Origin of the sequence: Enterovirga rhinocerotis, from assembly GCF_004363955.1 — a bacterium.
Lineage (GTDB): Bacteria > Pseudomonadota > Alphaproteobacteria > Rhizobiales > Beijerinckiaceae > Enterovirga > Enterovirga rhinocerotis.
In genome coordinates this window covers 216,027-238,922 of sequence record NZ_SNZR01000013.1, presented here as the reverse complement: position 1 = coordinate 238,922, position 22,896 = coordinate 216,027, and the positions used below count along the sequence as shown (strand labels likewise).

Sequence of the window (22,896 nt, the reverse complement as noted above, 5' to 3'; positions counted from 1 at the left end):
TCGGGTCCGAAAGCGCTGGCGCGGAGCCAAACTTAGGCCTCGCGCTCCAGGATCAGCGTCGCGAGCGGCGGCAGGGTCAGCGTCAGGCTGTGGGGCCGGCCGTGGCTTTCGGCCTCCACGGTGCGCACCGAGCCGCCATTGCCCATGCCGGAGCCGCCATAGGCGGCGGCATCGGTGTTGACGACCTCCCGGTAGGTCCCCGGCAGCGGCACGCCGATGCGGTAGCCCTCGCGCGGCATGGGCGTGAAGTTCGAGACGACCACGGCGACGCGATCCTCGTCCGTGCCGCGCCGGAGCCAGGCGATGACCGAGTTCTCGGCGTCGTCCGCCACGAGCCATTCGAAGCCGCCGGCCTCCGTGTCCCGCTCGTGGAGGGCGGGCACCGAGCGGAAGGCGTGGTTGAGGTCGCGCACCAGCGAGCGCACGCCGCTATGCAGCCCGTCCTCGAGCAGGTGCCAATCGAGGCTGCGGTCGTGGTTCCACTCGCGCTCCTGGCCGAACTCGCCGCCCATGAAGAGCAGCTTCTTGCCGGGATGGCCCCACATGAAGCCGAAATAGGCGCGCAGATTCGCGAATTTCTGCCAGCGGTCGCCGGGCATCTTGCCGAGCAGCGAGCCTTTCCCGTGCACCACCTCGTCATGCGAGAGCGGCAGCATGAAGTTCTCGGAGAAGGCGTAGAGGAGGCCGAAGGTCAGGTTGTGGTGGTGGTAGCGCCGATGCACCGGCTCCTTCGACATGAACAGGAGCGTGTCGTGCATCCAGCCCATGTTCCACTTGAAGCCGAAGCCGAGGCCGCCCGTATAGGTCGGGTGCGAGACGCCGGGCCAGGAGGTCGATTCCTCGGCCACCGTCATGACGCCCGGATCGGCCGCATAGACGGTCTCGTTCATGCGCCGCAGGACGTCGATCGCCTCGAGATTCTCGTTGCCGCCGAACCTGTTCGGCACCCATTGGCCGGCTTGGCGGGAATAATCGAGATAGAGCATCGAGGCGACGGCATCCACGCGCAGCCCGTCGAGATGGTAGCGCTCGAGCCAGAACCGGGCATTGGCGACGAGGAAGGCCGCGACCTCCTGGCGCCCGTAATTGTAGATGTAGGTTCCCCAATCCTGGTGGAAGCCCTGACGCGGATCGGCATGCTCGTAGAGATGCGTGCCGTCGAGGAGGGCGAGGCCGTGCGCATCGCTCGGGAAGTGGCCCGGGACCCAGTCGAGGATCAGGCCGAGGCCCGCCTCGTGCGCCGCCTCGACGAAATGGATGAAATCCTCCGGCGTGCCGAAGCGGCTCGTCGGCGCGAAGAGGGCGAGGGTCTGGTAGCCCCAGGAGCCGTCGAACGGGAATTCGGTGATCGGCAGCAGCTCGATATGGGTGAAGCCCATCTCCTTCACATAGGGGATGAGGCGTTCCGCGAGCTCCCGGTAGGTCAGATAGCGGTTGCCTTCCTCGGGAACGCGCGCCCACGAGCCGAGATGGCATTCATAGACCGAGATCGGCTTGTGCCGCTGGTCGCCCTCGGCGCGGGCGGCCATCCAGGCGGCGTCGCGCCAGGCATGGTCCTTGGCGACATGGACGATCGAGGCCGTCGCCGGCGGCTTCTCGGCGGCGAAGGCCATCGGATCGGCCTTCTCGTGGCGCTCGCCGTCGGCGCCGAGAAGCTCGTACTTGTAGCGCTCGCCGGAACCGAGGCCCGGCAGGAACAGAGCCCAGACGCCGCTGTCGTGGAGACGGCGCATCGGGTGCCGCCGGCCGTCCCAGTTGTTGAAACCGCCGACGACGCTGACGCGCCGCGCATTCGGCGCCCAGATCGCGAAATGGATGCCCTCGATCCCGGCGACGCTCGCCGGCTGGGCGCCGAGGAGGCGCTGGGGCGCATCGGATCCGACGTCCCGGATGCGGCCCATCTCCTCGAAGCCGGGGATGGAGCCGAAGCTGTAGGGGTCCCGGCTCTCCTGGACGGTGCCGCCGGGCCATTCGATCCTGAGGCGATAGCCCGGCTTTTCGGGAGACGACAGGCGGGCGACGAAGAACCCGGCCGGGTCGAGCCGCATCGTCGGCACCGGGGCCTCGCGCCCGTCGAGCAGGATCGAGACGGAGACGGCGTCGGGCAGCATCGCACGGATCTCCCATTCGCCGCGGGCCGTCTCGTGCGGGCCGAGCACAGCGAAGGGATCGCCGTGCCGGGCCTGGACGATCGCGCCGATCGCGGCCGGCTCCACGCGGATGGAGGAGGACGATGCCGCCTGTCCGGCGGTCGCGTCGCGGGGGGCAGCCTTTCGGGCAGCCGTCATGCATTCGCTCCTTCGTCGAGAAGGGCAAGAACGCCCCGGACCGGGATTTCGATCCAATCCGGGCGGTTATTCGCCTCGTAGTTGATCTCGTAGAAGGCCTTGCCGAGGAGGTGCAGGCGCATCAGCGCCCGGCGTGTGGCATCGTCCTCGACCCAGGCTGGGCTGCCCTCCGTCGCCTCCTCGTAGGCGTGCAGGAACTGCGCCTCGACCAGTTCGAGCCAGGTTCCGGCGAGGAGCGCGATGCGCTCGCTCGTCTCCGGCAGCCGGGAGGCGACGTCCCGCGCGCCGGCATCGGCCGCATAGGCGAAGGAGCGCAGCATGCCGGCGACGTCGCGCAGGGGCGAGAACTTGCCCCGCCGCTCCTTCGACGGCCGCGACGGCTCGCCCTCGAAATCGACGATCATCACGTCGTCCTGGGCGATCAGCACCTGACCGAGATGGAAGTCGCCATGGATGCGGCTCTTGATGGCCGATCGCGGATCGATGGCGAGGCCATCGAGCAGGGCAAGGCACTCGTCGCGCCGTCCCAGAAGATCGGCGACGGAGCCGGCCTGGTCGCGGATCGCCGCAAGCGCGGCGAAGGCCCGGTCGGCCTGTTCGCGGGCATCGGCCACAGCCGCCGCGACATCCTCCGCCGTCAGGGGTTCGGAGGCGAAGTTCTCGTCATCGGTCGGCGTGGCGAAGGCGGCATGCATCTCGCCGGTGCGGCGCCCCATCACGGCGGCGTAGCGCAGATAGGGCTTGGTCGCCTCGAGCAGCGCCTCGTCGTCCTCCGGCGGCATGAGCGCCAGCATGTCGAGCTCGCGCGAGAGCGTCTCGACCGTGAGGCGCCAGGCATCGCCCTGGTTGCGCACGAAACTCTGAAGCAGGGCGAGCGCGACGGTCGCGCCCTCGGGGCTCACATACTCGATCGTGCCGAGGGTCGAGGGCGAGTTCCGGAAGCCGGCGACCTCCGTCAGGAAGCGGCCGACCTCGACCTCGGGATGGGGCCCCGATTGCAGGCGCCGATAGATCTTCAGCACCATGTCCTCGCCGATGAGGATCGAGGTGTTGGATTGCTCGCCCGACAACCGCCGGATCTCGCCGGGATCGACCGACAGATCCGGTTCGAAATCGGAGGTGGTGCGGAAGACGATCCGGCCGCCGCCGACGGTCTCCATCTCGCGCTGATCGCGGATGGCGTCGAGCGCGACCTGCGTGAACTCGGACGACGAGGCGGCCCCGAAGGCGAAACCCGTCCGCCGGCCATGGCGCACGCGCGCGACCGCATAGGGGAGCAGGGCCTCGCTCTCGCCTTCCTCGAAGGCGAGCGGCATCGAATAGGTCTGCATCGCGCCCGATTTCAGCTCGACGCGGAAGGAGGGCAGGAGGAAGCTCTCCTGCCCGGTCGCGTTGGGCATGACCGCGTAATCGACCAGCCGCACGGACCGGATGCGATCGCCCTTGGCGGCGAACCAGCGCCGCGTCGTGACGTAGTTCGGCAGGATGGTCCGCTCCAGCGCTTCGCGTTCGCGTCCCTCGAGGAGCGAGCGCAGGCCCTTGGTCAGGACGAGCGTGAACAGCTCCGGCTGGGCCGGGGGTCCGAACCGGTCCTCGGCGCCCGCCTCGGTCGGCACGAGCTGGAACCAGTAGAAGCCGTAGGCGGGCAGCGTCAGGAGATAGGGCAGGTCGCCGATCCGCGGGAAGGCGGTCGAGCCGGTCATCTCGACCGGCGTCGCGCCTGAGAATTCCGACAGGTCGACCTCGACGGCCTGCGGCGCCCGCGAGACGTTCGCGACGCAGACGATGGTCTCGCCTTCGTATTCACGCAGATAGACGAGCACCTTGCGGTTCGACGGATAGAGGAAGCGCAGCGTGCCACGGCCGAAGGCCTGGGAGGAGCGCCTGACGCCGATGAGCCGGCGCATCCAGTTGTACAGCGAGGCCGGAATGCGGGACTGGCTTTCGACGTTGACCGCGTCGTAGCCGTAGATCGAATCCTGGATGGTCGGCAGGAACAGCCTCGCCGGGTCGGCGCGAGAGAAGCCGCCGTTGCGGTCGGGCGACCATTGCATCGGCGTGCGCACGCCGTCGCGGTCGCCGAGATAGATGTTGTCGCCCATCCCGATCTCGTCGCCGTAATACATCACGGGCGTGCCGGGCATCGAGAAGAGCAGCGAGTTCAGGAGCTCGATCTTGCGGCGGTCGTTCTCGAGCAGCGGCGCGAGGCGCCGGCGGATGCCGAGATTGATGCGCGCGCGCCGGTCCGCCGCATAGAAGGTCCAGAGATAGTCGCGCTCCTTGTCCGTCACCATCTCGAGCGTCAGCTCGTCATGGTTGCGCAGGAAGATCGCCCATTGGCAGCCCTCCGGGATCTCCGGGGTCTGGCGCATGATGTCGGTGATCGGGTGCCGGTCCTCCTGCGCCAGCGCCATGTACATGCGCGGCATCAGGGGGAAGTGGAACGACAGGTGGCATTCGTCGCCGTCGCCGAAATAGGGCGCGGTCTCCTCGGGCCACTGGTTCGCCTCGGCCAGCAGCATCCGGTCCGGATAGCGGGCGTCGAGCGCGGCCCGGATCGCCTTGATGACCGTGTGCGTCTCGTCGAGGTTCTCGCAATTCGTGCCTTCGCGCTCGATCAGATAGGGGATCGCATCGAGACGCAGCCCGTCCACACCCATGTCGAGCCAATAATACATGGTCTCGATCACGGATTCGAGCACCGCCGGATTGTCGAAGTTGAGATCCGGCTGATGCGAATAGAAACGGTGCCAGAAATACTGGCCCGCGACCGGATCCCACGTCCAGTTCGACGGCTCGGTGTCGAGGAAGATGATGCGGGTATCGGTGTATTTCTGGTCGGTGTCGGACCAGACGTAGAAATCCCGCTCGGGCGAGCCCTTCGGCGCGTTCCGCGCGGCCTGGAACCAGGGATGCTGGTCCGAGGTGTGATTGATGACGAGCTCGGTGATGACCCGGATGCCGCGCTCGTGGGCGGCGTCGATGAAGGCCTTGAAGTCGTCCATCGTCCCGTAGGACGGGTTGATGCCGAGATAATCCTGGATGTCGTAGCCGTCGTCGCGCAGCGGCGAGGGATAGAACGGCATCACCCAGATCGCCGTGACGCCGAGATCGCGGATGTAATCCAGCTTCTCCGTCAGCCCGACGAAGTCGCCGACGCCGTCGTTGTCGGCGTCGAAGAACGACTTGACGTGGACCTGATAGATCAGGGCGTCGCGATACCAATGAATGTCGGTGCGGTCGATCATGATGGGTTTTCTGCTGACGGCGTCATCCTGAGGAGCGGCGAAGCCGCGTCTCGAAGGACGCATGAATCTGGTGCGTGCTTCGAGACGGCGCTCTGCGCCTCCTCAGCATGACGCGGCGGGAAGAAGGATGTCACGAGCGGCTCAACCCTGCGCCGGCGGCACCAGCCGCCAGATGACGCAGGAGCGCTCGGCAGGGTCGAGCGCCAGGGTGTGGGTCTTGCCGCGCAGCGCGAAGCGGCCGCCGCCGAGGAGGTCCTCGACCTCGATCGCGCCATCGTCCGGAAGCCCGAACTCCCAGAGCGGGACCTCGTAGGTGCAGTCCTGGCGGTTGTGCGGATCGAGGTTGACGAGGACGAGCAGCACGTTGTCCTTCGCGGGCGTCATCCGCAGATACGAGATGATCTGGTCGTTCCAGGCATTGAGGAACGTGATGTTCCGGAAATCCCACAGGGCCGGGTTCTGGCGCCGGATGGCGTTGAGCTTCGTGATGTGCTCGCGGATGTTTCCGGGCCGGTCGTAATCCCAGACGCGGATCTCGTATTTCTCGGAATCGAGATACTCTTCCTTGCGGTAGAGCGCGGCCTCGCACAGTTCGAAGCCGTTATAGATGCCGTAGGCCGAGGAGAGCGTCGCCGCCAGCGTCGCCCGCACGACGAAGCCGGCCCGCCCGCTCGTCTGGAGATAGATCGGGTTGATGTCCGGCGTGTTGGCGAAGAAGTTAGGCCGATAATATTCGCCCATGTCGCTATGGGCGAGTTCGGTCATGTACTCGGTCAGTTCGCTCTTGGTGTCGCGCCAGGTGAAGTAGGTGTAGCTCTGCTGGAAGCCGATCTTGGCGAGCTTCCGCATCATCTTCGGGCGCGTGAAGGCCTCGGCCAGGAAGATCGCGTCCGGATAGGCGCCGTTCACCTCGGCGATCAGCCATTCCCAGAACGGCAGGGGCTTCGTGTGCGGGTTGTCCACCCGGAAGATGCGCACGCCTTCCCGGCACCAGAACAGGACCGCATCGCGCAACGCATGCCAGAGGCCGGGCTTCGACTGCCCGTAGAAGGTGACGTTGTAGATGTCCTCGTATTTCTTCGGCGGATTTTCCGCATATTTCATCGTCCCGTCGGGACGATACTCGAACCATTCCGGATGCTGCCTGATCCAGGGATGGTCGGGCGAGCACTGGATGGCGAAATCGAGTGCGATCTCGAGCCCATGCGCCTGCGACGCCGCCACCATGCGGCGGAAGCCTTCGAGGCCGCCGAGATCGGGATGGACCGCGTCGTGCCCGCCCGTCTCGTCGCCGATCGCATAGACCGAGCCGACATCGCCGGGCTCGGCGGTAAGCGAGTTGTTCTTGCCCTTCCGGTTCCTGAGCCCGATCGGGTGGATGGGCGGGAAATAGAGGACGTCGAACCCCATCCCGCGCACATAGGGCAGCATCGCGATCACGTCGTCGAAGGTGCCGTGGCGCGCCGTGTCGTGGCTCATCGAGCGCGGGAAGAGTTCGTACCAGGCCGAGAACCGCGCCGCGAGGCGGTCGGCGACGACGGCGAGGTCGCGCGAGCGGGAGGCGTTCACCCGCTCGGCGTTGCGGCCGATCAGGGCCTCATGGTCGTGGTCGAGGATGAGGGCGAGCTGCTCGGGCGCGCCCGCACCGGCCCGTTCGAGCTGCACGACGAGGTCGGCGAGCGCCTCGCCGTCGACCCCCTCGGCCTCCTGCGCGGCGCGTTCGGCGATGCGGGCGCCCTCGATCGTCTCGAGGCGCACGTCGATCCCGGCGGCGCGCTTCGCCTCGATCTCGTGGTGCCAGGAGGCGAAGGGGTCGCGCCAGGCCTCGATCCGGTAGAGAAAACGCGTGTTGCGCACGAGCGGGAAGGCGCCGTGCCAGCGGTCGTTCTCGAGGAAGCGCATCGGCGCGCTGCGCCATACGGTCTCGTCCCAGGGGCGATACTGGATCTCGGCGGCGATCTTGTCGTGGCCGTCCGAGAAGATGTCGGCCCAGACCTCGACGCTCTCGCCGACGACGCGCTTGATCGGCGTCGTGCCGCCGTCGAGCTCGGGCCAGACGGATTCGATGACGACCCGGCCCTCTCCGGTCGGCTCGCTGGACGGCCGGGCACCGGCCGCGGCCCGCTCGGCCGTCAGGATGCGGAATTCGCCCGGAGCGAGCATGAGCGGCCGCCCGGGTTCGAACAGCGCGGGCGCCCCGTTCGGCGTCCGATCGAGGAACGGGCCGAACAGGCCGCCCGTCCGCGCGAGGATCGCCGCCGGATCGAGCGTGACGCTGTCCTCGCCGGGATTGGCGAGGACGAGAAGGCCGGAGCTGGCCGAGACGACATGGCCTCCATCCAGGCGCAGAAGGGCGAAATACGGCGCGTCGGGCGCCGAGAGAAGCTGCGCCGCACCCTCGATATTGGCGGTTCCGATCTCGGCCTTGAGGCGGTTGATCGCCGCGATGCGGTCCGAGATGTCGATCCCGGTCTCCTCGCGATCGCCGGGATTGGTTTCGACGACGTGCAGCTTGCGCCGGTAGCCCCATTCGTAGCCGACCGGCATCAGGACACCGGAGGAGAAGAAGGCCGCGAGCGCGTAGCGCAGGGCGAGGTCGCGCGCGATCCCCTCGCGATCCTCCGCCGGGAGCGCGGCCGCGCGGCGCTCCATGTCGTGGTTCTCGGGGAAGGCGATCGAGGGCGCGAGGTGCCGCGTCGTCTCGGCGAGGTCGAGCGCCCAGGACTTCCGGAGGTCCCACCAGGCGAAGGAATTGAAGAGGTAGTCGAAGCCCGAGCGGGCCGTCGCGGCGGTCTCGGCATCGCTGCAGCCGAGCGTCTCGGCCGCGAAGAGGCAGCCGGCATCGCGCGCCTTGGCCTTCCCGATCAGCTCGCGCCAGACCTCGGGCGGCACCTTGTAGGCGGCGTCGCAGCGGAAGCCCCCGATGCCGAGCCCCTGCATCCGGGCGAGATAGCGATCCCAATAGGCGAGAAGATGGCTCCGGCCCGCCTCGCCGTGCCAGTCGAACTCGGCGAGGTCGCCCCAGACGGTGCGCTTGCCCGGATCGTCCGGATCGGTCGCGTAGGGACTTTCGAGCTCGCCCCACATGTTGCGGACGAAGGCTTCCGGCGCCGCGCTCGCCATCACGGCGTCCTTCGAGGCGTGATTGACGACGAGGTCGGCCATCACGCGAAGGCCCGCCGCCGAGGCGGCCTCGACAAAGCGCCGGATCGCGGCGTCACCGGACTCGTCGTCGTCACCCGGGTCGCGGAAGCGCGGATCGAGCTTCGCCGGATCGCGGATGGCGTAGAGGCTGCCCGAGAAGCCGGATTCGTGGAACGGGTTCACATAGACCCAGTCGAACCCCATCGCGGCGATGCGCGGCAGGTCCGCGCTCCAGGCGGAGACGGGGCCGACGAGGAGGGGGAACAGGTTGTAGATGCGCGGACCGGCCTTCGCAGGCTTGAACGCGGCCGGTGCGTCGGCAGCACGGGCGCGGGTTTTCGGCGGGCGGACAGGTGCCGTCATACAGTTCTCCTCAGGACGGCAACGGGTAGGGACGCGAAAAGCTCCCGTCCAGTCAGTCCCGTCGGTCCGACATCGAAGGTCCGGCCGCTCAGCCGGTCGTGCCAATTGCCCTCTGGAACCGGGACGCGGCTCTCCGCGATGCTCCCGCCCGACAGGGGGAAGCGGAGCGCCGCCGTCACCAGCGCCTCCCCGCCATGCTCGCGGGCGAAGGCGAGAATGCGCCCGCCATCGCCGCCACCGGCGAGAAGCGGGCGGTAATCGCCGTCGGCATAGAGGCCGGGGCTGCGGGCGCGGTCGACCAGAAGCGCCGCGATCACGGCCTGTTTCACGCGTCCGTCCGGCCAGCGCGAGACGAGATCGGCCGCCATCCCTCCGTCTGCCAGGGCCGCTTCGCGGGCCGCGTAGTCGACAGGCCGTCGGTTGTCCGGATCGACCAGCGAAAGATCCCAGAACTCGCTGCCCTGGTAGATGTCCGGCACGCCGGGCAGCGTCGCCTTGAGCGCGGTCCGCACGAGCCCGTTCCGCATCCCGGCCTCGGCGAGGCGGGCCGCGAGGGGGCGGAACGAGGTCAGGAACTCCGAGCTAGGGGCGAGCAATGCCGAGACGAGGTCCTTCGCGGCGCTCTCGTAGGCCTCGTCGACATTCACCCAGCTCGTATGCCTTTTCGCCTCCCGCAGAGCCTTCTCGACGAAGCCGTGCAGCCGGGAGGCGAAGGCGGCGAGCAGTTCACCCTCCCCCTCCAGGGGAGGGTGAGCAACGCCCTCCCCCAGCAGCTCCAGCGGCCAGGCGCCGAGGATCGTCTGGAGAAGAATGGTCCCGTCATTCGCGTCCGGCGCCGGCACGCCGTCGATATCGCGCAGGTGCGGGGCCGTAAGACGCTCCCATTCGGCGAGCGCCGCCTCCCAATCCTCCGGGACTTCGGAGAGCGCCGCGAGTCGCGCACGCGCATCCTCGCCGCGCTTCGTGTCGTGGGTCGCGGTCGCGATCATGGCGTCCGGCCAGAGGCGGGCGCGCTCGGCGTTCTCGGCATGAAAGCGCTCGATCGAGACGCCGAAATGGGCCGGATCGCCGCCGACCTCGTTGAGGGCGATCAGGCGGGCATAGCGGTAGAAGAGCGTGTCCTCGAGGCTCTTCGCCATGACCGGGCCGGTGAGCTGCTGGAAGCGGCGGCGGAAGCGCGCGACATGCTCGGCGGTCGGACGGCCGGGACCGCTCGTCTCGATCCGCCCGAGCAGGCAATCGGCGACGAAGCCGTGCACCGAATGGTCGGGCAGGGCCGAATGGCGACGGGCCGAGGCGATCGTCTCCTCGACGAGGCCGAGATCGGCCGGCGAGACCTCGCCCTCCGTCAGATAGGAGCGGTAGACGGGGAAGCGCGCGATGATCTCCGACAGCGCGATGCGCATGCCGTGGGCCGTGTAGTCCCGGGTGCGGCGATCCGAATCGGCGATGCGCTTCAGGTCCGAGACGAGGACCTCGAGTTCGCTCGCGAAGGAGGATTGCAGGATCTCGGTCTTGGCCTCCCGCAGGAGGTCGAAATAGCGCCCCTCCAGCCCGGAGGCCGCGCGGTAGATCGTCTCGAAACGGGCGCCGTTCTCCTCGCGGATCATGATGCCGTCGATGAGGTTCAGGACGTCGTAGCCGGTCGTGCCGGATACCTGCCAGGGCCGGAGCTCCTCGCCGGGCTCGAGGATCTTCTCGACGACGACATAGAAGCCCGGCCCGATCTCGGCCTGGACCGCCTTCAGATAACCCTCGGGATCGGCGAGCCCGTCGACATGGTCGATGCGCAGGCCCTGGATGCGGCCCTGCCGCACGAGGTCGAAGATCAGCTCATGGGTGCGGCTGAAGACTTCCGGCTCCTCGATCCGCACGCCCGCGAGGCCGTTGATGTCGAAGAAGCGACGATAGTTGATCTCGCTCGCCGCGACCCGCCAATGCGCCGGCCGGTAGGCCTGCATGTCGAGGATGCGGTGCAGGGTGCCGAAGCTCTCGGCCATGCCCGGCACGCCGTTGACCACCGACACCGCGCGCTCCGCCGCGCCCGCGAGGGCGGCCGATCCCGCGACCGCCTCGGCGAGACGCCGCTTCAGCGCCTCGGCTTCCTCGGGAAAGGCGGCACGGCGGTCCGGAGCCGCCTCCTCCTGCATCGCCCGCAGGCGGTCGGAGATCGCGATCAGCTCGCCCTGCCCTTCGAGGGAATCGAGGGCCGCGAGCGCCCGGTCGAGGATGAGCGGATAGGTGAGTGGCGAGAGCAGCAGCCGGTGCTCGTGATGATGCACGCTGAAGCTGCCTTCGGCCGGATCGAAGGAGAGGCGGAGATCGCCCTTCTCCAGCGCCTCGCCGTAGCGCTCGCCGAGCACGGGCACGACGAGCTTGCCGCCCGCCCCGAGCCGCTCCCAGTCGATGTCGAAGGTCGACGCGAAAGGCGAGAGCGCGCCCCATTCGAGGACCGACAGCCAATCCCCGTTATCGGCTCCGCCAACGCCCATGTGGTTCGGCACGATGTCGAGGATCAGGCCGAGGCCGCGGTCGCGCAGGGCGTCTGTCAGCCGGACGAAGCCGTCGAGCCCGCCGAGCTCGGGATTCACCTCGGCATGGTCGACGATGTCGTAGCCATGGGTCGAGCCGGGCCGGGCGCGATGGATCGGCGAGGCGTAGACGTGGCTGATCCCGAGCTTCGCCAGGTACGGCAGGATCGCGATCGCGTCGTCGAAGGTGAAGCCGGCATGGAACTGGAGCCGGTAGGTCGCGCGCGGCGGGGGCGCGGCGAGCGGCGTCGTCGCCTCGCGCGGCCCGCGTCCCTCGGCGGCGAGCGCCGCCGCGACCTTGGCGAGCGGGCCGCCCGGCGCGTCGATCGTGCCGAGATCGGCTTCGAGCTTGCGCCGCCAGTTCGGATGGCCTTCCGTCGTGCCGGGGATATTGGCCTGGTTGAGCGTGCCGAGCACGTCCTCATATTGCACCGCCATCACGGCGGAGGGCGTGCGAGCGAGATAGCGGATGACGGCTTCGGACGGCGCGGCCTCCGGCAGCTCCGCCGGATCGCCGGCAAAGGTCCCCTCCCCCGCGAGCGCGGCGACGAGGCTCGCCCGATCCCGCGCCCGCTCGGCGCGCTCGTGGTCGGCCCGGTCCGGATCGTAGATGCCGAGCCCCTGGCGGAGGTCGGTGTCGAGCCCGCGCCACCAGCCGGCGAGGGTCGGCAGGTCGTGGGTCGAGACCACCGCCATGGCGTTGCGCGGATAGGCGGCCGGCGGCTTGAAGGCGCCGTCGGCCTCCCGCTCGAAGGCGAGCACGCGATAGCTGAGGATGCCCGAGGCCATGATCGCGTCGGAGAACCCCTCGGGGGCCGTGCCGAGATCCTCGGCGATGACGAGCGCCTTGGCGCGATGGCTTTCGAGACGGAGGACCGCCAGCATCGCCTCGACGGGATACTCGACATAGGCGCCCTCCGAGCCCGGCGCGCCGACCGGCATCAGGTAGAGGCGGCTCAGCTGGAACGCATGGTCGATCCGGATCGCGCCGGCATGGCGCAGATTGGCCCGCACCAGCGCCCGGAACGCTTGCAGCCCGCTCGCCTGGAGCATGAGCGGGTGCAGCGGCGGCAGACCCCAATCCTGCCCCTGCGGCGCGAGGAGATCGGGCGGCGCGCCGATGGACAGCGTCTGGGCATAGAGGTCGGGGGCCGACCAGACCTCGGACCCGCCGCGGTCGGACCCGACCGCGAGGTCGCGGTAGAGGCCGAGCGCCATGCCGCTCTCGCAGGCGGCCTGGTGGGCGGCGGCGAGCTGGTCGTCCGCGACCATCTGCAGCCAGGCATGGAAGGCGACCCGCTCGGCGTTCTCCCGCGCGAAGGCCTGCACGTCGGGCGTGCCCGCGAGGCGGAATTCGGGCGGCCAGTCGCCGAGCCACCAGCGCCCCTCGCGCCGGAAATGCTCGGACAGCGCCTCGAAGACGGCATGCGCTTCGAGGGCAGGGCCGGATTCGCGGCGAAAGGCGGCGAGGCCGTGTTCGATCGCCTCGCGGCGATCCTCGAAATAGGCCTCCAGCACCGGCGCCAGCTCGGCCCAGACACCGGCATGATCGACGAGCGCGAGATCGCGCAGGGCGGCGATGCGGGCGGCGCGGCCCGGTTCTTCGAGCAGCGCGGCGGCCCGGCTTCCCGCGAAACCCGGCAGGGCGCGCGGGTCGATATGGATCGTCTCGAGGAACAGGCGCGAGGAGGGCGAATAGGGCGAGACCTTGGCGCGATCGGCGCCGAACAGCGCGTGCACAGGGGAGAGGCCAAGAAAGGCCGCGCCGAGAGGGCCGGCCTCCGCCGCCGCCCGCTTCACCTCGCCGTAGCCGCCGATGCCGAGGTCGCTCTCCGAGCGGAGGCCGTAGACCTGCGCCGACAGCCCCCACAGCCGGGCTTCGTCGCTCATCCAGTCCGGCTGCCAGGCGCAAGCGGGCGCGGCGATGATCGTCGCCTCGGCCTCGGCGCCCGCGATGTCGAGAGCGAGGCGGTGATAGCCCGCCGGGAGGGCGGGCAGCGTGATCCGCCCGTCGACGACCGCGGCGTGTCCTTCGCGGATACGCCCCGCCTCGTCGGTGAGCCGCCAGCCCACCATCCCGGCTGCCGCCGCGACCGGCAGGCACGGCTCCGCCTCCGCCAGGACGGCGATGCTGCGCGGAACGACCCGGCCGCGCAGGTCCTCGGCGAGGGCGATGCTCGCGGCCGCCTCGCGCTCGTCCCCGGTCGGGAAGCCGAGACGGTCCAGCATCGCCGCGCGGCGGGCCGATCCGACCTCGATCCAGTCGCCGAAGGCGTCGCGATAGCCGGACGGAATGCCGACGAGCCCGGACAGCCGGTCGATCGCTTCAAGGCTCACGCGCGCGCTCCGACGGTGACGAACCCCGTCCAGGGAAAGAGATGGATGCCGCCCGCCTCGGGACGAAGCGCGGGCGAGTGCCAGACGATCCGCTCGCCGGGGTCGACGGAACGGGCGATCGAGCCCTCTCCCGGCAGGATTGCGAGGCGCAGGCTGCCCGCCTCGTAGCGCCAGCGGATGTCGACGAGGCGATCGGCAGGAGCCGATGCCCCTCCTCTATCCTGCTGAGCGCTGGGCTGAACACTCCCTCCCTCCTCATCCTGAGGTGCCCCGCGCAGCGGGGCCTCGGCATGAGGAAGGGGGCTGACGAGCGTCTCGGCCTCGAGGAACCGCGACCGCGTCACCGGCACGATCTCCCGGCTGCGGATCGCGAGGAGGCGGCGGGTATCGGCGAGGATCGCGTCGTGCGGCGGCCGCGACGCCTCCGCCCGGTCGAGGACCGAGGCCGCGAAGGTGGCCTCGGCATTGGGGTCGGGGATCGCCGCGGCGGCGGCCTCGTCGGCGAAGGCCGGGAAGTGGCGGAACTCGCGGCGGCGGCCCTCGCGGACCGCGCGGGCGAGGTCCGGATCGTCGTCGTAATCGACGAAGAAGCGGAACGGGGTCGAGGCCCCCCATTCCTCGCCCATGAACAGCATCGGGATCTGCGGCGCGAGGAGCAGCGCGGCGCGCGCGAGGGCGAGCCGGTCGGGATCGGGCGCGAGCCGGTCGCCGAAGGCGCGGTTGCCGACCTGGTCGTGGTTCTGGAGGAAGTTCACGAAGGCCGCGGGCGGCAGATGCGCCGAGGGCGTGCCGCGCGCGCCGCCCTCCCCGTGGAGCGAGCCCTCGCCCTGGTAGACGAAGCCCTCCGCGAGCCCCCGCCGCAGCCGGCCGACCGGATCGTCGGCGAAGCTCGCGTAATAGGAATCGCGCTCGCCCGTCAGCAGGACGTGCCAGCAATGGTGGATGTCGTCGTTCCACTGCGCGGTATGGAAGATCGGGGCGTGGTCCGCGTCGCGTTCGAGCCAGCCCGCCTCGTTATGCTCGTTCTCGAGGATGAGGTGGATGTGCCGGTCCGGCGCGAGGGCACGCGCGCGCCGGGCGAGTTCGCCGAGGAGATGCTCGCCGGATTCGTCGCGGATGGCGTGGACGGCATCGAGCCGCAGACCGTCCATCCGGTACTCGTCGAGCCAGAACAGGGCGTTCTCGATGAAGAAGTCGCGGACCGGCCTCCCGTCCGCGCCGTCGACGTTGAGGCCCGCGCCCCACGGGGTCGGATGCCGCTCGGTGAAGAAGCTCGCCGCGTAGCCGTGGAGATAATTCCCGACCGGCCCGAAATGATTGTAGACGACGTCGAGGAAGACCATCAGCCCGAGCGAATGGGCGCGCGCGACGAGGCGCTTCAGATCGTCCGGGGTGCCGTAGGCCGCATCGGGCGCATAGGGCAGGACGCCGTCATAGCCCCAGTTGCGCCGGCCGTGGAACTCGCCGATCGGCATCAGCTCGATGGCCGTGACCCCGAGCGCGGCGAGATCCGGCAGGGTCTCGGCGAGGGCCGCGAAGGTGCCGTCCCGCGTCGCCGTGCCGACATGGATCTCGGAGATCACCGCCTCTTCCCACGGCCTCCCGCGCCAATCGTCGTCGGGCCAGTCGAAGGCGGCGGGATCGACGACGGCGCTCGCGCCCTTCACGTCGTCCGGCTGGAAGCGCGAGGCAGGGTCCGGCACGAAGAGGTCGCCGATGCGGAACCCGTAGCGCGCGCCGGCCGCGACGCCCGGCACGACGAGGCGGCGCCAGCCTTCGCCGGCAGGCGGCATGGCATGGTCCTGGCCGTCGAGGACGAGCGTCACCTCGTCCGCGCTCGGCGCCCAGAGCGCGAAGCGGGTCGAGGCCCGATCCATCTCGGCCCCGAACGGCATGGCATGCCGGTGCCGCATCAGCCCCGCCCCCTCAATCCGCTTGCTGGAATAGAACCAGCGAACGGGGCGCCAAGGGGAAGGTTCCTCCGCCGTCGAGGATCGGAGCGGTTTCGGACGGCCGCCCGGTCGGCTCCGTCGTGTCGAGAATCGGCCGCCAGGGCCCGCCGGGCACCTCCGCCGCGAGCCGGAACGCGACCGCCTCGGGCCCGGCATTGGCGAGGAGCAGCAGGCGGCGCCCATCGGGCGCGTCGTCGCCGATCTGCATGCCGAGGCACCGGCTGCCGGAGTCCTGCCAATCCTCCCAGCCGAGCTGCGTGCCGCGCGGGGTCAGCCAGTGGACGTCGCGCCGGCCGCTTCCGTCGCGGTCCTCGCCCCTCAGGAAGCTCTCGCGCCGAAGCGCGGCAAAGCCTCGGCGCAGCGAGACGGCATGGGCGACGAAATCCGGAAGATCGGGATCATGCGCGAAGCCGGCCTCCCAATCGAGCCAGCTCGTCGCGTTGTCCTGGGCATAGGCGTTGTTGTTGCCGCCCTGGCTGCGCGACAGCTCGTCTCCGGCCAGCAGCATGGGCTCTCCCTGGGACAAGGCCAGCGTCGCGATCAGGTTGCGCACGGCGCGCGCCCGGAGCGCGCGAATGTCCCGATCCTCCGTGTCGCCTTCGTGACCGAAATTCTGCGAGAGGTTGTGGCCGTGCCCGTCGCGATTGCCCTCCCCGTTCGCCTCGTTGTGCCGCTCCGCGTAGCTGACGAGATCGCGCAGCGTGAAGCCGTCGTGAGAGGCGACATAGTTGACCGAGGCGCGGGGGCCGCGCCTGCGCCCGGCGAAGATCTCGCGCGAGCCCGACAGGGCCTGGGCGAGGCGCGGAAGCTGGCCGGCATCGCCGCGCCAGAACCCGCGCACGCCGTCGCGGAAGCGGTCGTTCCATTCCGACCATTCAGCCGGGAAGGCCCCGAGCCGATAGCCGTCCTCGCCCAGATCCCAGGGCTCGGCGATCAGTTTCAGGCTCGACAGCACGGAATCGGCCCGCAGTTCCGCGAAGAAGGCCGAGTTCGGATCGAAGGGGCCGTCGTCGCGCGCGAGGGTCGTCGCGAGATCGAAGCGGAACCCGTCGATGCCATATTCGTCGGCCCAGTGGCGCAGGGCGTCGAGCGCGAGGCGCCGCGCGGCGGGCTGGCCGAGATCGAAGCTGTTGCCGCAGCCGGTCACATCCAGCAGCCGCCCCGGCTCGCCCGGCCGGTGCTTGTAATAGAGCGCGTTGTCGATGCCGCGAAACGAGAGCACCGGCCCCGGCTCGTCGATCTCGGCGGTGTGGTTGAGGACGACGTCGAGGATCACCTCGATCCCGGCCTCGTGCAGGCGGCGGATCGATTGCTTGAGGCCGATCGGTCCGGCCGGCCCGAAATAGCGCGGCTCGGGCGCGAAATAATTGAGGGTCGAGTAGCCCCAGTAATTGGAGAGCCCGCGCGCGAGCAGCGCCGGCTCGTCGGCGATGGACTGGATCGGCAGGAGCTCGAGCGCCGTCACGCCGAGCCGCAAGAGGTGATCGACGATCGCCGGATGGCCGAGCGCGTCATAGGTCCCGCGCATGGCGGGCGGGATGGCGGGATGGAGCTTCGTCAGGCCCCGGACATGAGCCTCGTAGATCACCGTGTCGCGCCAGGGCCGCATCGGGCGCTGGTGCGGCTCGGGCAGCGCCGGCCCGAGCACGACGCCGCGCGGAACGGCATCGGGCGCCGGGAAGGGCGGCCGGCCGGGCGGGCCCGGTCGATAGGGCCCCGAGAGCAGCCGCGCATAGGGATCGAGAACCGGCCGCCCAGGATCGAAGCGATGCCCCTCGTCGGGCCGCCAGGGACCGTGGACACGGTAGAGATACAGCAGGCCCGGCGCCGCGCCCTCGAGCCGGCCGTGCCAGACATCGCCGGTCCGGGCCGGGAGGCGGAACCGATGCTCGGCCCCATGCGCATCGAAGAGGCAGAGGTCGACAGCGGTCCCATGCGCCGAGACGAGCGCGAAGTTCACGCCATCGGCATCCGCCGTCGCCCCGAGCGGCTCCGGCCGTCCTCCCGTCAGGACGAAGTCGGTCGGTCGCCGAGACTGCACGGCGATCCCGCGAAGCCGTCAGGCGGTCGCGCCGAAGGCACCGCCGGAGGAGGAGGGAGCGCTCCGTTCATCCTCCGCCGGGCTGAGCGCTGCGAGGAAGTTCTGCCACCAGGCGTTGACGGTGTGCGTGCGCAGCACATCCATCATCGTCTCCCACCGTTCGCGCCGCTCGCCCCTGGACATGCGCAGGGCCCGGTCGATGGCCTCGGCGGTCCCGACGGCATCGTAGGGGTTGACGATGAGCGCGCCGCCTTCGAGTTCGAAGGCCGCCCCCGCATAGCGGGACAGGATCAGAACCCCGGGATCCTGAGGATCCTGCGAGGCCACGAATTCCTTGGCGACGAGGTTCATGCCGTCGCGCAGCGGGGTGACGAGGCCGACATCCGCCATCCGATAGAGGCCCATCAGCGTGGCGTGAGGCACGTTCTGGGTCAGGTAGCGGATCGGCGTCCAATCGAAATCGCCGCACGCGCCGTTGGCCTCGCCGACCTGCGTCGCGACCTCCCGCTCCAGCTCGGCATATTCCGGAACCTCGGAGCGCGATTTCGGCGTGATCTGGAGATAGCTGACCCGCCCCTTCTCCTCGGGATGGGCGGCGAGATAGGCGACGTAGGACCTGATCCGCTCGCGGAGCCCCTTCGAATAATCGAGCCGGTCGACCCCGATGAGGAGGCGCTTGCCTTCGAGGCTCGCCAACATGCGGCGGGTCGAGGAGAGCCCGACGGACTTGTCGGCCATTTCGGCCACGCCCTCGGTATCGATCCCGATCGGGAAGGACGCGACCTCAATCCTCCGGTCGCCCACGACGACCGTGCCGTCGTCCTCCGACGTGCCGAGCCCCTCCTCCTCGAGGCAGCGGACGAAATGCTCGACGTCGCGCTCCGTCTGGAACCCGACCACATCGTAGGCCGCCAGGCCCTGAAGCAGGCGGCGATAGCCCGGAAGCGCGCTGACCACCTCCGGCGGCGGCCACGGGATGTGGAGGAAGAAGCCGATCCGGTTCGTCAGGCCGCGGTCGCGGAGCGCGGCGCCGAGCGGAATGAGATGGTAATCGTGCACCCAGACGAGATCGCTCGGACCGACGAGGCCCGCGAGCTTGCGCGCGAAGAGGTCGTTGACGCGGAAATAGGCCTGCGTCTCGCGCTCGTTGAAGCGCGACAGGTCCAGCCGGTAGTGACAGACCGGCCAGAGCGCCCGGTTGGAATAGCCGAGGTAATAATCCTCGACGTCGCGGCGCGTGAGATCGGTGGTCGCGAAGGTGACGGGTCCGACCTGCTGGGTATGCAGCGAATCCGCGTCGATCGCGGTCCGCGTCTCTCCCGACCAGCCGAACCAGATCCCGCCGCTCGACTGAAGCGCCGCCTCGAGCGCGACGGCAAGCCCGCCGGCGCTCGCACCGGCGCGCGGAACCGAAACCCGGTTCGAGACCACGATCAGGCGCTGATTGCCGCCGGACGGGCCAGGTCCGAACACGGATCGTCGCGAGAGGAAGCCCGGAAACGTATCTCGGGAGAGCGTTGTCTTGGGAAGCGACGTCATGGCTGAGACCCCGAATTCCCCACGCATGTTTCGTGCCCGATCCACTGTTCCGAGCTGCATTCCCGGCCTGCCCCCATTCTTTGAACCATGAGCTTAACCTTGGCAGAACGAGATGGTTCCTCGCTTTTGCCGCGGGTCTGCCGCCGAACGGTCACGAAGCAGGGAGGTCGGAGGGGCCGGTCACACCCTCGGCCCAGCGGTGCAGCCAGGCTCGGAACGCAGGCGCGGAGGGCAATCGATGCGCCGCTGCGGTGGGGCCGTCGCCCAGCTTGATCGAGATGCCGCCGAGCGCGTTCACCGCCTCGAAGCCGCTCTCGTCGGTCCGGTCGTCACCGGCGAAGACGGGGATCCGGCCGAGATAGGGCGGATGCTCCATCAGAGCGCGGATCGCGCCGCCCTTGCCGGAGGCGGCGGGGACGATCTCGCGCACGGCCTTGCCGTCCTGGATGCGATACCCCTCGCCGAGCCGGGCGGCGAGGGCGGCCATCGCCGCGAGGGCGTCGGCCTCGGCCTCGGGCGCCAGCCGCCAATGCAGGGCGACGCCGACCCCCTTGTCCTCGACGAGCACGCCGGGCCGATCCGCGAAGGCGCTGCGCAGGGCTGCGACGTCCGTGCCGAGATCGGCGAGCCCGTCCGGGCGGGACAGGCGCCCGCCCACCCGCCGTTCGAGGCCGTGCATGCCGCAGACGTCGAAGCCCGGATCGCCGAGGAAGCCCGTCACGACCTCGACCGTCCGGCCGGTGACGATGGCGAGCGCACCGTCCAGCCGCTGCCACAGCGCGGAAAGAGAGGCCGGCAGGCCGGCCTCGACCACGACCGCATCCGGTCGTTCGGCGATGTCGACGAGCGTTCCGTCGAAATCGAGGAACAGCGCCCAGGGGGCGTCCAAATCCCGCGGTCCCTTCACGCGGAGCTCGCCGGTCGCTTCGGCCGGGATTTCGAAGCCTCCTTGGAGGCGGCCTTGGCTCCCTTGCCCGGGGCTTTCTCCGCCTTTTTCGGGGCCTTCGCCGACTTGGCCTTGGCTTTCGCAGGCTCCGCTTCCGCGGCCTCGGCTCGATCCGTCCGGATCTCCTCCTCCGCCTGTAGCCAATGGTCGAAAGCCCGGCCGTGTTCGCCCCCGCTCTCCCGCCAGAGATGGTAGGCGCGCTCCTGCACGCGCTCGTGATGTCGGTTCGACATCGCCTCGCCTCCTGTTCTCGACCCCGGGCGACCTCGCGGACACCTCCGGTCGGTGATTCGGATGCGCCATGCTACCTCATTCCCGATCCGGGCTTTCTGCCACGGGCAGACGACGGGGACGTGTCCGTCAGAGGACGTTGGCAGGGAATCGCAGGTGGACCTCATTCCGATCGACGATGCGGAGGATCCGCGGATCGAGCCCTACCGTCACATCCGCGAGCGTGATCTCATCGGCCGGGACGGGCTGTTCATCGCGGAAGGCGAGGTCGTGCTGCGGCTTCTCCTGTCCGCCCACTCGCGCTTCCGGCCCTTGTCGATCCTCGCGGCGGAAGGCCGCGCGGCGACCGCCCTCGAACTTCGGGCCGAGGCCGAACGTCGCGGGGCGATCGACCTGCCGATCCAACTACCGATCCATGTCGCGAGCCGCCGGGTGATGGATTCGATCGCGGGCTTTCCGATCCATCGCGGACTGCTCGCCCTCGGCCGCCGCGGCACCGATCCGGAGCCGGCGGCCCTTCTGCCGGCCGGGCCGGCCCTGGTCCTCGGCCTCGTCGGCATCGCCAATCACGACAATGTCGGCGGGGTCTTCCGCAACGCCGCAGCCTTCGGCGCGGCGGCGGTGCTGCTCGATGGGCAAAGCTGCGATCCGCTCTATCGGAAGGCGATCCGCGTCTCGGTCGGCGCCGCCCTCACCGTGCCCTTCTCGCGCGGCGGCTCCGCCGACGAGATGGTCGGAACGCTCGCCGGCCACGGCTTCGAGGTCTTCGCGCTCAGCCCGGCCGGGCCGGAATCGCTGCACGACGTCGCCTGGCCGGCGCGGCGCGCGCTCCTGGTCGGCACGGAGGGCGAGGGGCTGCCGCCGTCCCTCCTCTCGCGCCTGCGCAGCGTCAGGATCGACATGGCGCCGGGCTTCGATTCGCTGAACCTCGCCACGGCCTCGGGCATCGCCCTCCATGCGGCGTGCGGAACCGTCATCCGGCCGTCGCGGAATTGACGACGGGAGGCGGCGGACCCAGGTTAGTCCTCGACGCGGATTCCGCGTCGAGACAATGAGGTGGAAGCACCATGACGATCAGGGTGTCCGGCAAGAACCTCGATATCGGGGAGAGCCTTCGTACCCAGGTGGAGACGCGCGTCACCGCCGCCCTCGCGAAATATGCCGATGGCCGCGGGTCGGGACATGTCGTCGTATCCCGCGACGGATCCGGTTTCCGGACCGATTGCGTGGTCAATCTCGGAACGGGCATGCGGCTGGAATCGGCCGGTCTCGCCAATGACGCCTATGCCAGCTTCGATCAGTCGGCCCTGCGGATCGAGAAGCGGCTGCGCCGCCACAAGCGGCGAATCAAGGACCGGCTGGGCAGCGAGAACGGCCCACGCGCCGCCGCTGTCGAGAGCGCCTATTCGATCTTCGCCGCGCCGCCCGAAGAGGACGAGCTGGACGATACGCCCGAGTATCACCCCATCGTCATCGCCGAGACGACGCGGCCCATCGACCGGCTCTCCGTCAGCGAGGCGGTCATGGAGCTCGATCTGTCGGGCGTTCCGGTCGTCGTTTTCCGGCACGCTGGCAATGGGCGCATGAACGTCGTATATCGCCGCACCGATGGCTCGATCGGGTGGGTCGACCCGCCAGCCACGGATAGTTGATAAGCCGATTGGCCGGGAGCTTGCTACGAGCTCCGTCGAGGCGCGCCTCGGAACGGGATCCGCACAGAAACCCATGGGACAGCTCGACTTTCTGTCGCCCGAGGCGATTGCCCCGGCGCTCAAGTCCGCCTCGAAGAAGCAGGCGCTCCACGATCTGGCCTCCCAGGCGTCACGCCTGGTCGGCCGTGACGAGAGGGAGATCTTCGACACGCTCCTCCAGCGGGAGCGTCTCGGCTCCACCGGGATCGGCGAGGGAATCGCCATCCCGCACGGGAAGCTGCCGAAGCTCGATCGGCTGTTCGGCCTGTTCGCACGGCTCGAACGCCCGATCGATTTCGAGGCGATCGACGGCGAGCCCGTCGACATGCTCTTCCTGCTGCTCGCGCCCGAGGGCGCGGGCGCCGATCATCTCAAGGCCCTGGCCCGAATCGCGCGCATGCTGCGCGAGCCCGGCATCCATGAACGCATCCGTGCCGCGCGCGATGCGAGCGCGCTCTATGCCGTGCTGACCCAGGAACAGGCGCCCCGGGCGGCCTGACGCCGCCCGTCTCGTCTCCCGATCCCGTCGATCTCGGCCGATCCGGTCCGGTGGGTCGTTCCGCCGGCTCCGATAAGCGGCTAAAC

Annotated in this window: 12 protein-coding genes; 3 read left to right on the top strand and 9 right to left on the bottom strand. The window is 69.5% G+C overall.

The window, feature by feature from the left end:
• Nucleotides 1-32: 32 nt before the first annotated feature.
• The 9 genes from glgB to EV668_RS12775 all read right to left on the bottom strand — a co-directional run bounded on the left by glgB (nucleotide 33) and on the right by EV668_RS12775 (nucleotide 20,622).
• Nucleotides 33-2,288 (bottom strand): 1,4-alpha-glucan branching protein GlgB, encoded by a 2,256-nt coding sequence (gene glgB, locus EV668_RS12815; RefSeq protein ID WP_133770608.1) that lies wholly within the window; start codon nucleotides 2,286-2,288, stop codon nucleotides 33-35.
• The gene (treS, locus tag EV668_RS12810; protein WP_133770605.1) at nucleotides 2,285-5,536 is read right to left on the bottom strand and encodes a maltose alpha-D-glucosyltransferase; all 3,252 of its coding nucleotides are present in this window, start codon (nucleotides 5,534-5,536) and stop codon (nucleotides 2,285-2,287) included. Before treS ends, glgB begins: the two co-directional genes overlap by 4 nt.
• 141 nt (nucleotides 5,537-5,677) lie before the next feature.
• Entirely contained in the window at nucleotides 5,678-9,043 is a 3,366-nt protein-coding gene (locus tag EV668_RS12805) for a maltotransferase domain-containing protein (protein WP_133770603.1), read from the bottom strand.
• Nucleotides 9,040-13,911, bottom strand: coding sequence for a malto-oligosyltrehalose synthase (locus tag EV668_RS12800; RefSeq protein ID WP_133770601.1), 4,872 nt, complete (start codon nucleotides 13,909-13,911; stop codon nucleotides 9,040-9,042). Before EV668_RS12800 ends, EV668_RS12805 begins: the two co-directional genes overlap by 4 nt.
• Nucleotides 13,908-15,824: a malto-oligosyltrehalose trehalohydrolase gene (treZ, locus tag EV668_RS12795; RefSeq protein ID WP_133770599.1), complete on the bottom strand. Its 1,917-nt coding sequence runs from the start codon at nucleotides 15,822-15,824 to the stop codon at nucleotides 13,908-13,910. The genes EV668_RS12800 and treZ overlap by 4 nt, the downstream gene beginning before the upstream one ends.
• Nucleotides 15,825-15,837: 13 nt before the next feature.
• Nucleotides 15,838-17,904 (bottom strand): glycogen debranching protein GlgX, encoded by a 2,067-nt coding sequence (gene glgX / locus EV668_RS12790; protein WP_133770597.1) that lies wholly within the window; start codon nucleotides 17,902-17,904, stop codon nucleotides 15,838-15,840.
• An 18-nt stretch (nucleotides 17,905-17,922) separates the two neighbouring features.
• Nucleotides 17,923-19,377, bottom strand: coding sequence for an alpha,alpha-trehalose-phosphate synthase (UDP-forming) (locus tag EV668_RS12785; RefSeq protein ID WP_245513146.1), 1,455 nt, complete (start codon nucleotides 19,375-19,377; stop codon nucleotides 17,923-17,925).
• Between the two features lie 217 nt (nucleotides 19,378-19,594).
• On the bottom strand, nucleotides 19,595-20,332 hold the full coding sequence (gene otsB / locus EV668_RS12780) for a trehalose-phosphatase (protein WP_133770593.1): 738 nt from the start codon (nucleotides 20,330-20,332) through the stop codon (nucleotides 19,595-19,597).
• 14 nt (nucleotides 20,333-20,346) lie between these two features.
• A complete protein-coding gene (locus EV668_RS12775; protein WP_133770591.1) occupies nucleotides 20,347-20,622 on the bottom strand; it encodes a DUF2934 domain-containing protein in 276 nt (91 codons plus the stop codon).
• 154 nt (nucleotides 20,623-20,776) lie between these two features.
• Here EV668_RS12775 and EV668_RS12770 point away from each other — a divergent pair, with 154 nt between their 5' ends.
• The 3 genes from EV668_RS12770 (at nucleotide 20,777) to ptsN (ending at nucleotide 22,810) form a co-directional block, all read left to right on the top strand.
• Nucleotides 20,777-21,616 carry a TrmH family RNA methyltransferase gene (locus tag EV668_RS12770; protein WP_245513144.1) on the top strand — a complete coding sequence of 280 codons (840 nt, stop codon included), beginning with the start codon at nucleotides 20,777-20,779 and terminating at the stop codon, nucleotides 21,614-21,616.
• Nucleotides 21,617-21,687: 71 nt separating this feature from the next.
• A complete protein-coding gene (gene hpf, locus EV668_RS12765; protein WP_133770587.1) occupies nucleotides 21,688-22,272 on the top strand; it encodes a ribosome hibernation-promoting factor, HPF/YfiA family in 585 nt (194 codons plus the stop codon).
• A gap of 73 nt (nucleotides 22,273-22,345) precedes the next feature.
• Nucleotides 22,346-22,810, top strand: coding sequence for a PTS IIA-like nitrogen regulatory protein PtsN (gene ptsN, locus EV668_RS12760; protein WP_133770585.1), 465 nt, complete (start codon nucleotides 22,346-22,348; stop codon nucleotides 22,808-22,810).
• The last annotated feature ends 86 nt before the right edge of the window (nucleotides 22,811-22,896 follow it).

Bases quoted from the DNA above. Each gene is read 5' to 3' on its own strand.
- glgB (WP_133770608.1), bottom strand. From the start codon at position 2,288: ATGACGGCTGCCCGAAAGGCTGCCCCCCGCGACGCGACCGCCGGACAG.
- treS (WP_133770605.1), bottom strand. From the start codon at position 5,536: ATGATCGACCGCACCGACATTCATTGGTATCGCGACGCCCTGATCTAT.
- EV668_RS12805 (WP_133770603.1), bottom strand. From the start codon at position 9,043: ATGACGGCACCTGTCCGCCCGCCGAAAACCCGCGCCCGTGCTGCCGAC.
- treZ (WP_133770599.1), bottom strand. From the start codon at position 15,824: ATGCGGCACCGGCATGCCATGCCGTTCGGGGCCGAGATGGATCGGGCC.
- EV668_RS12775 (WP_133770591.1), bottom strand. From the start codon at position 20,622: ATGTCGAACCGACATCACGAGCGCGTGCAGGAGCGCGCCTACCATCTC.
- hpf (WP_133770587.1), top strand. From the start codon at position 21,688: ATGACGATCAGGGTGTCCGGCAAGAACCTCGATATCGGGGAGAGCCTT.
- ptsN (WP_133770585.1), top strand. From the start codon at position 22,346: ATGGGACAGCTCGACTTTCTGTCGCCCGAGGCGATTGCCCCGGCGCTC.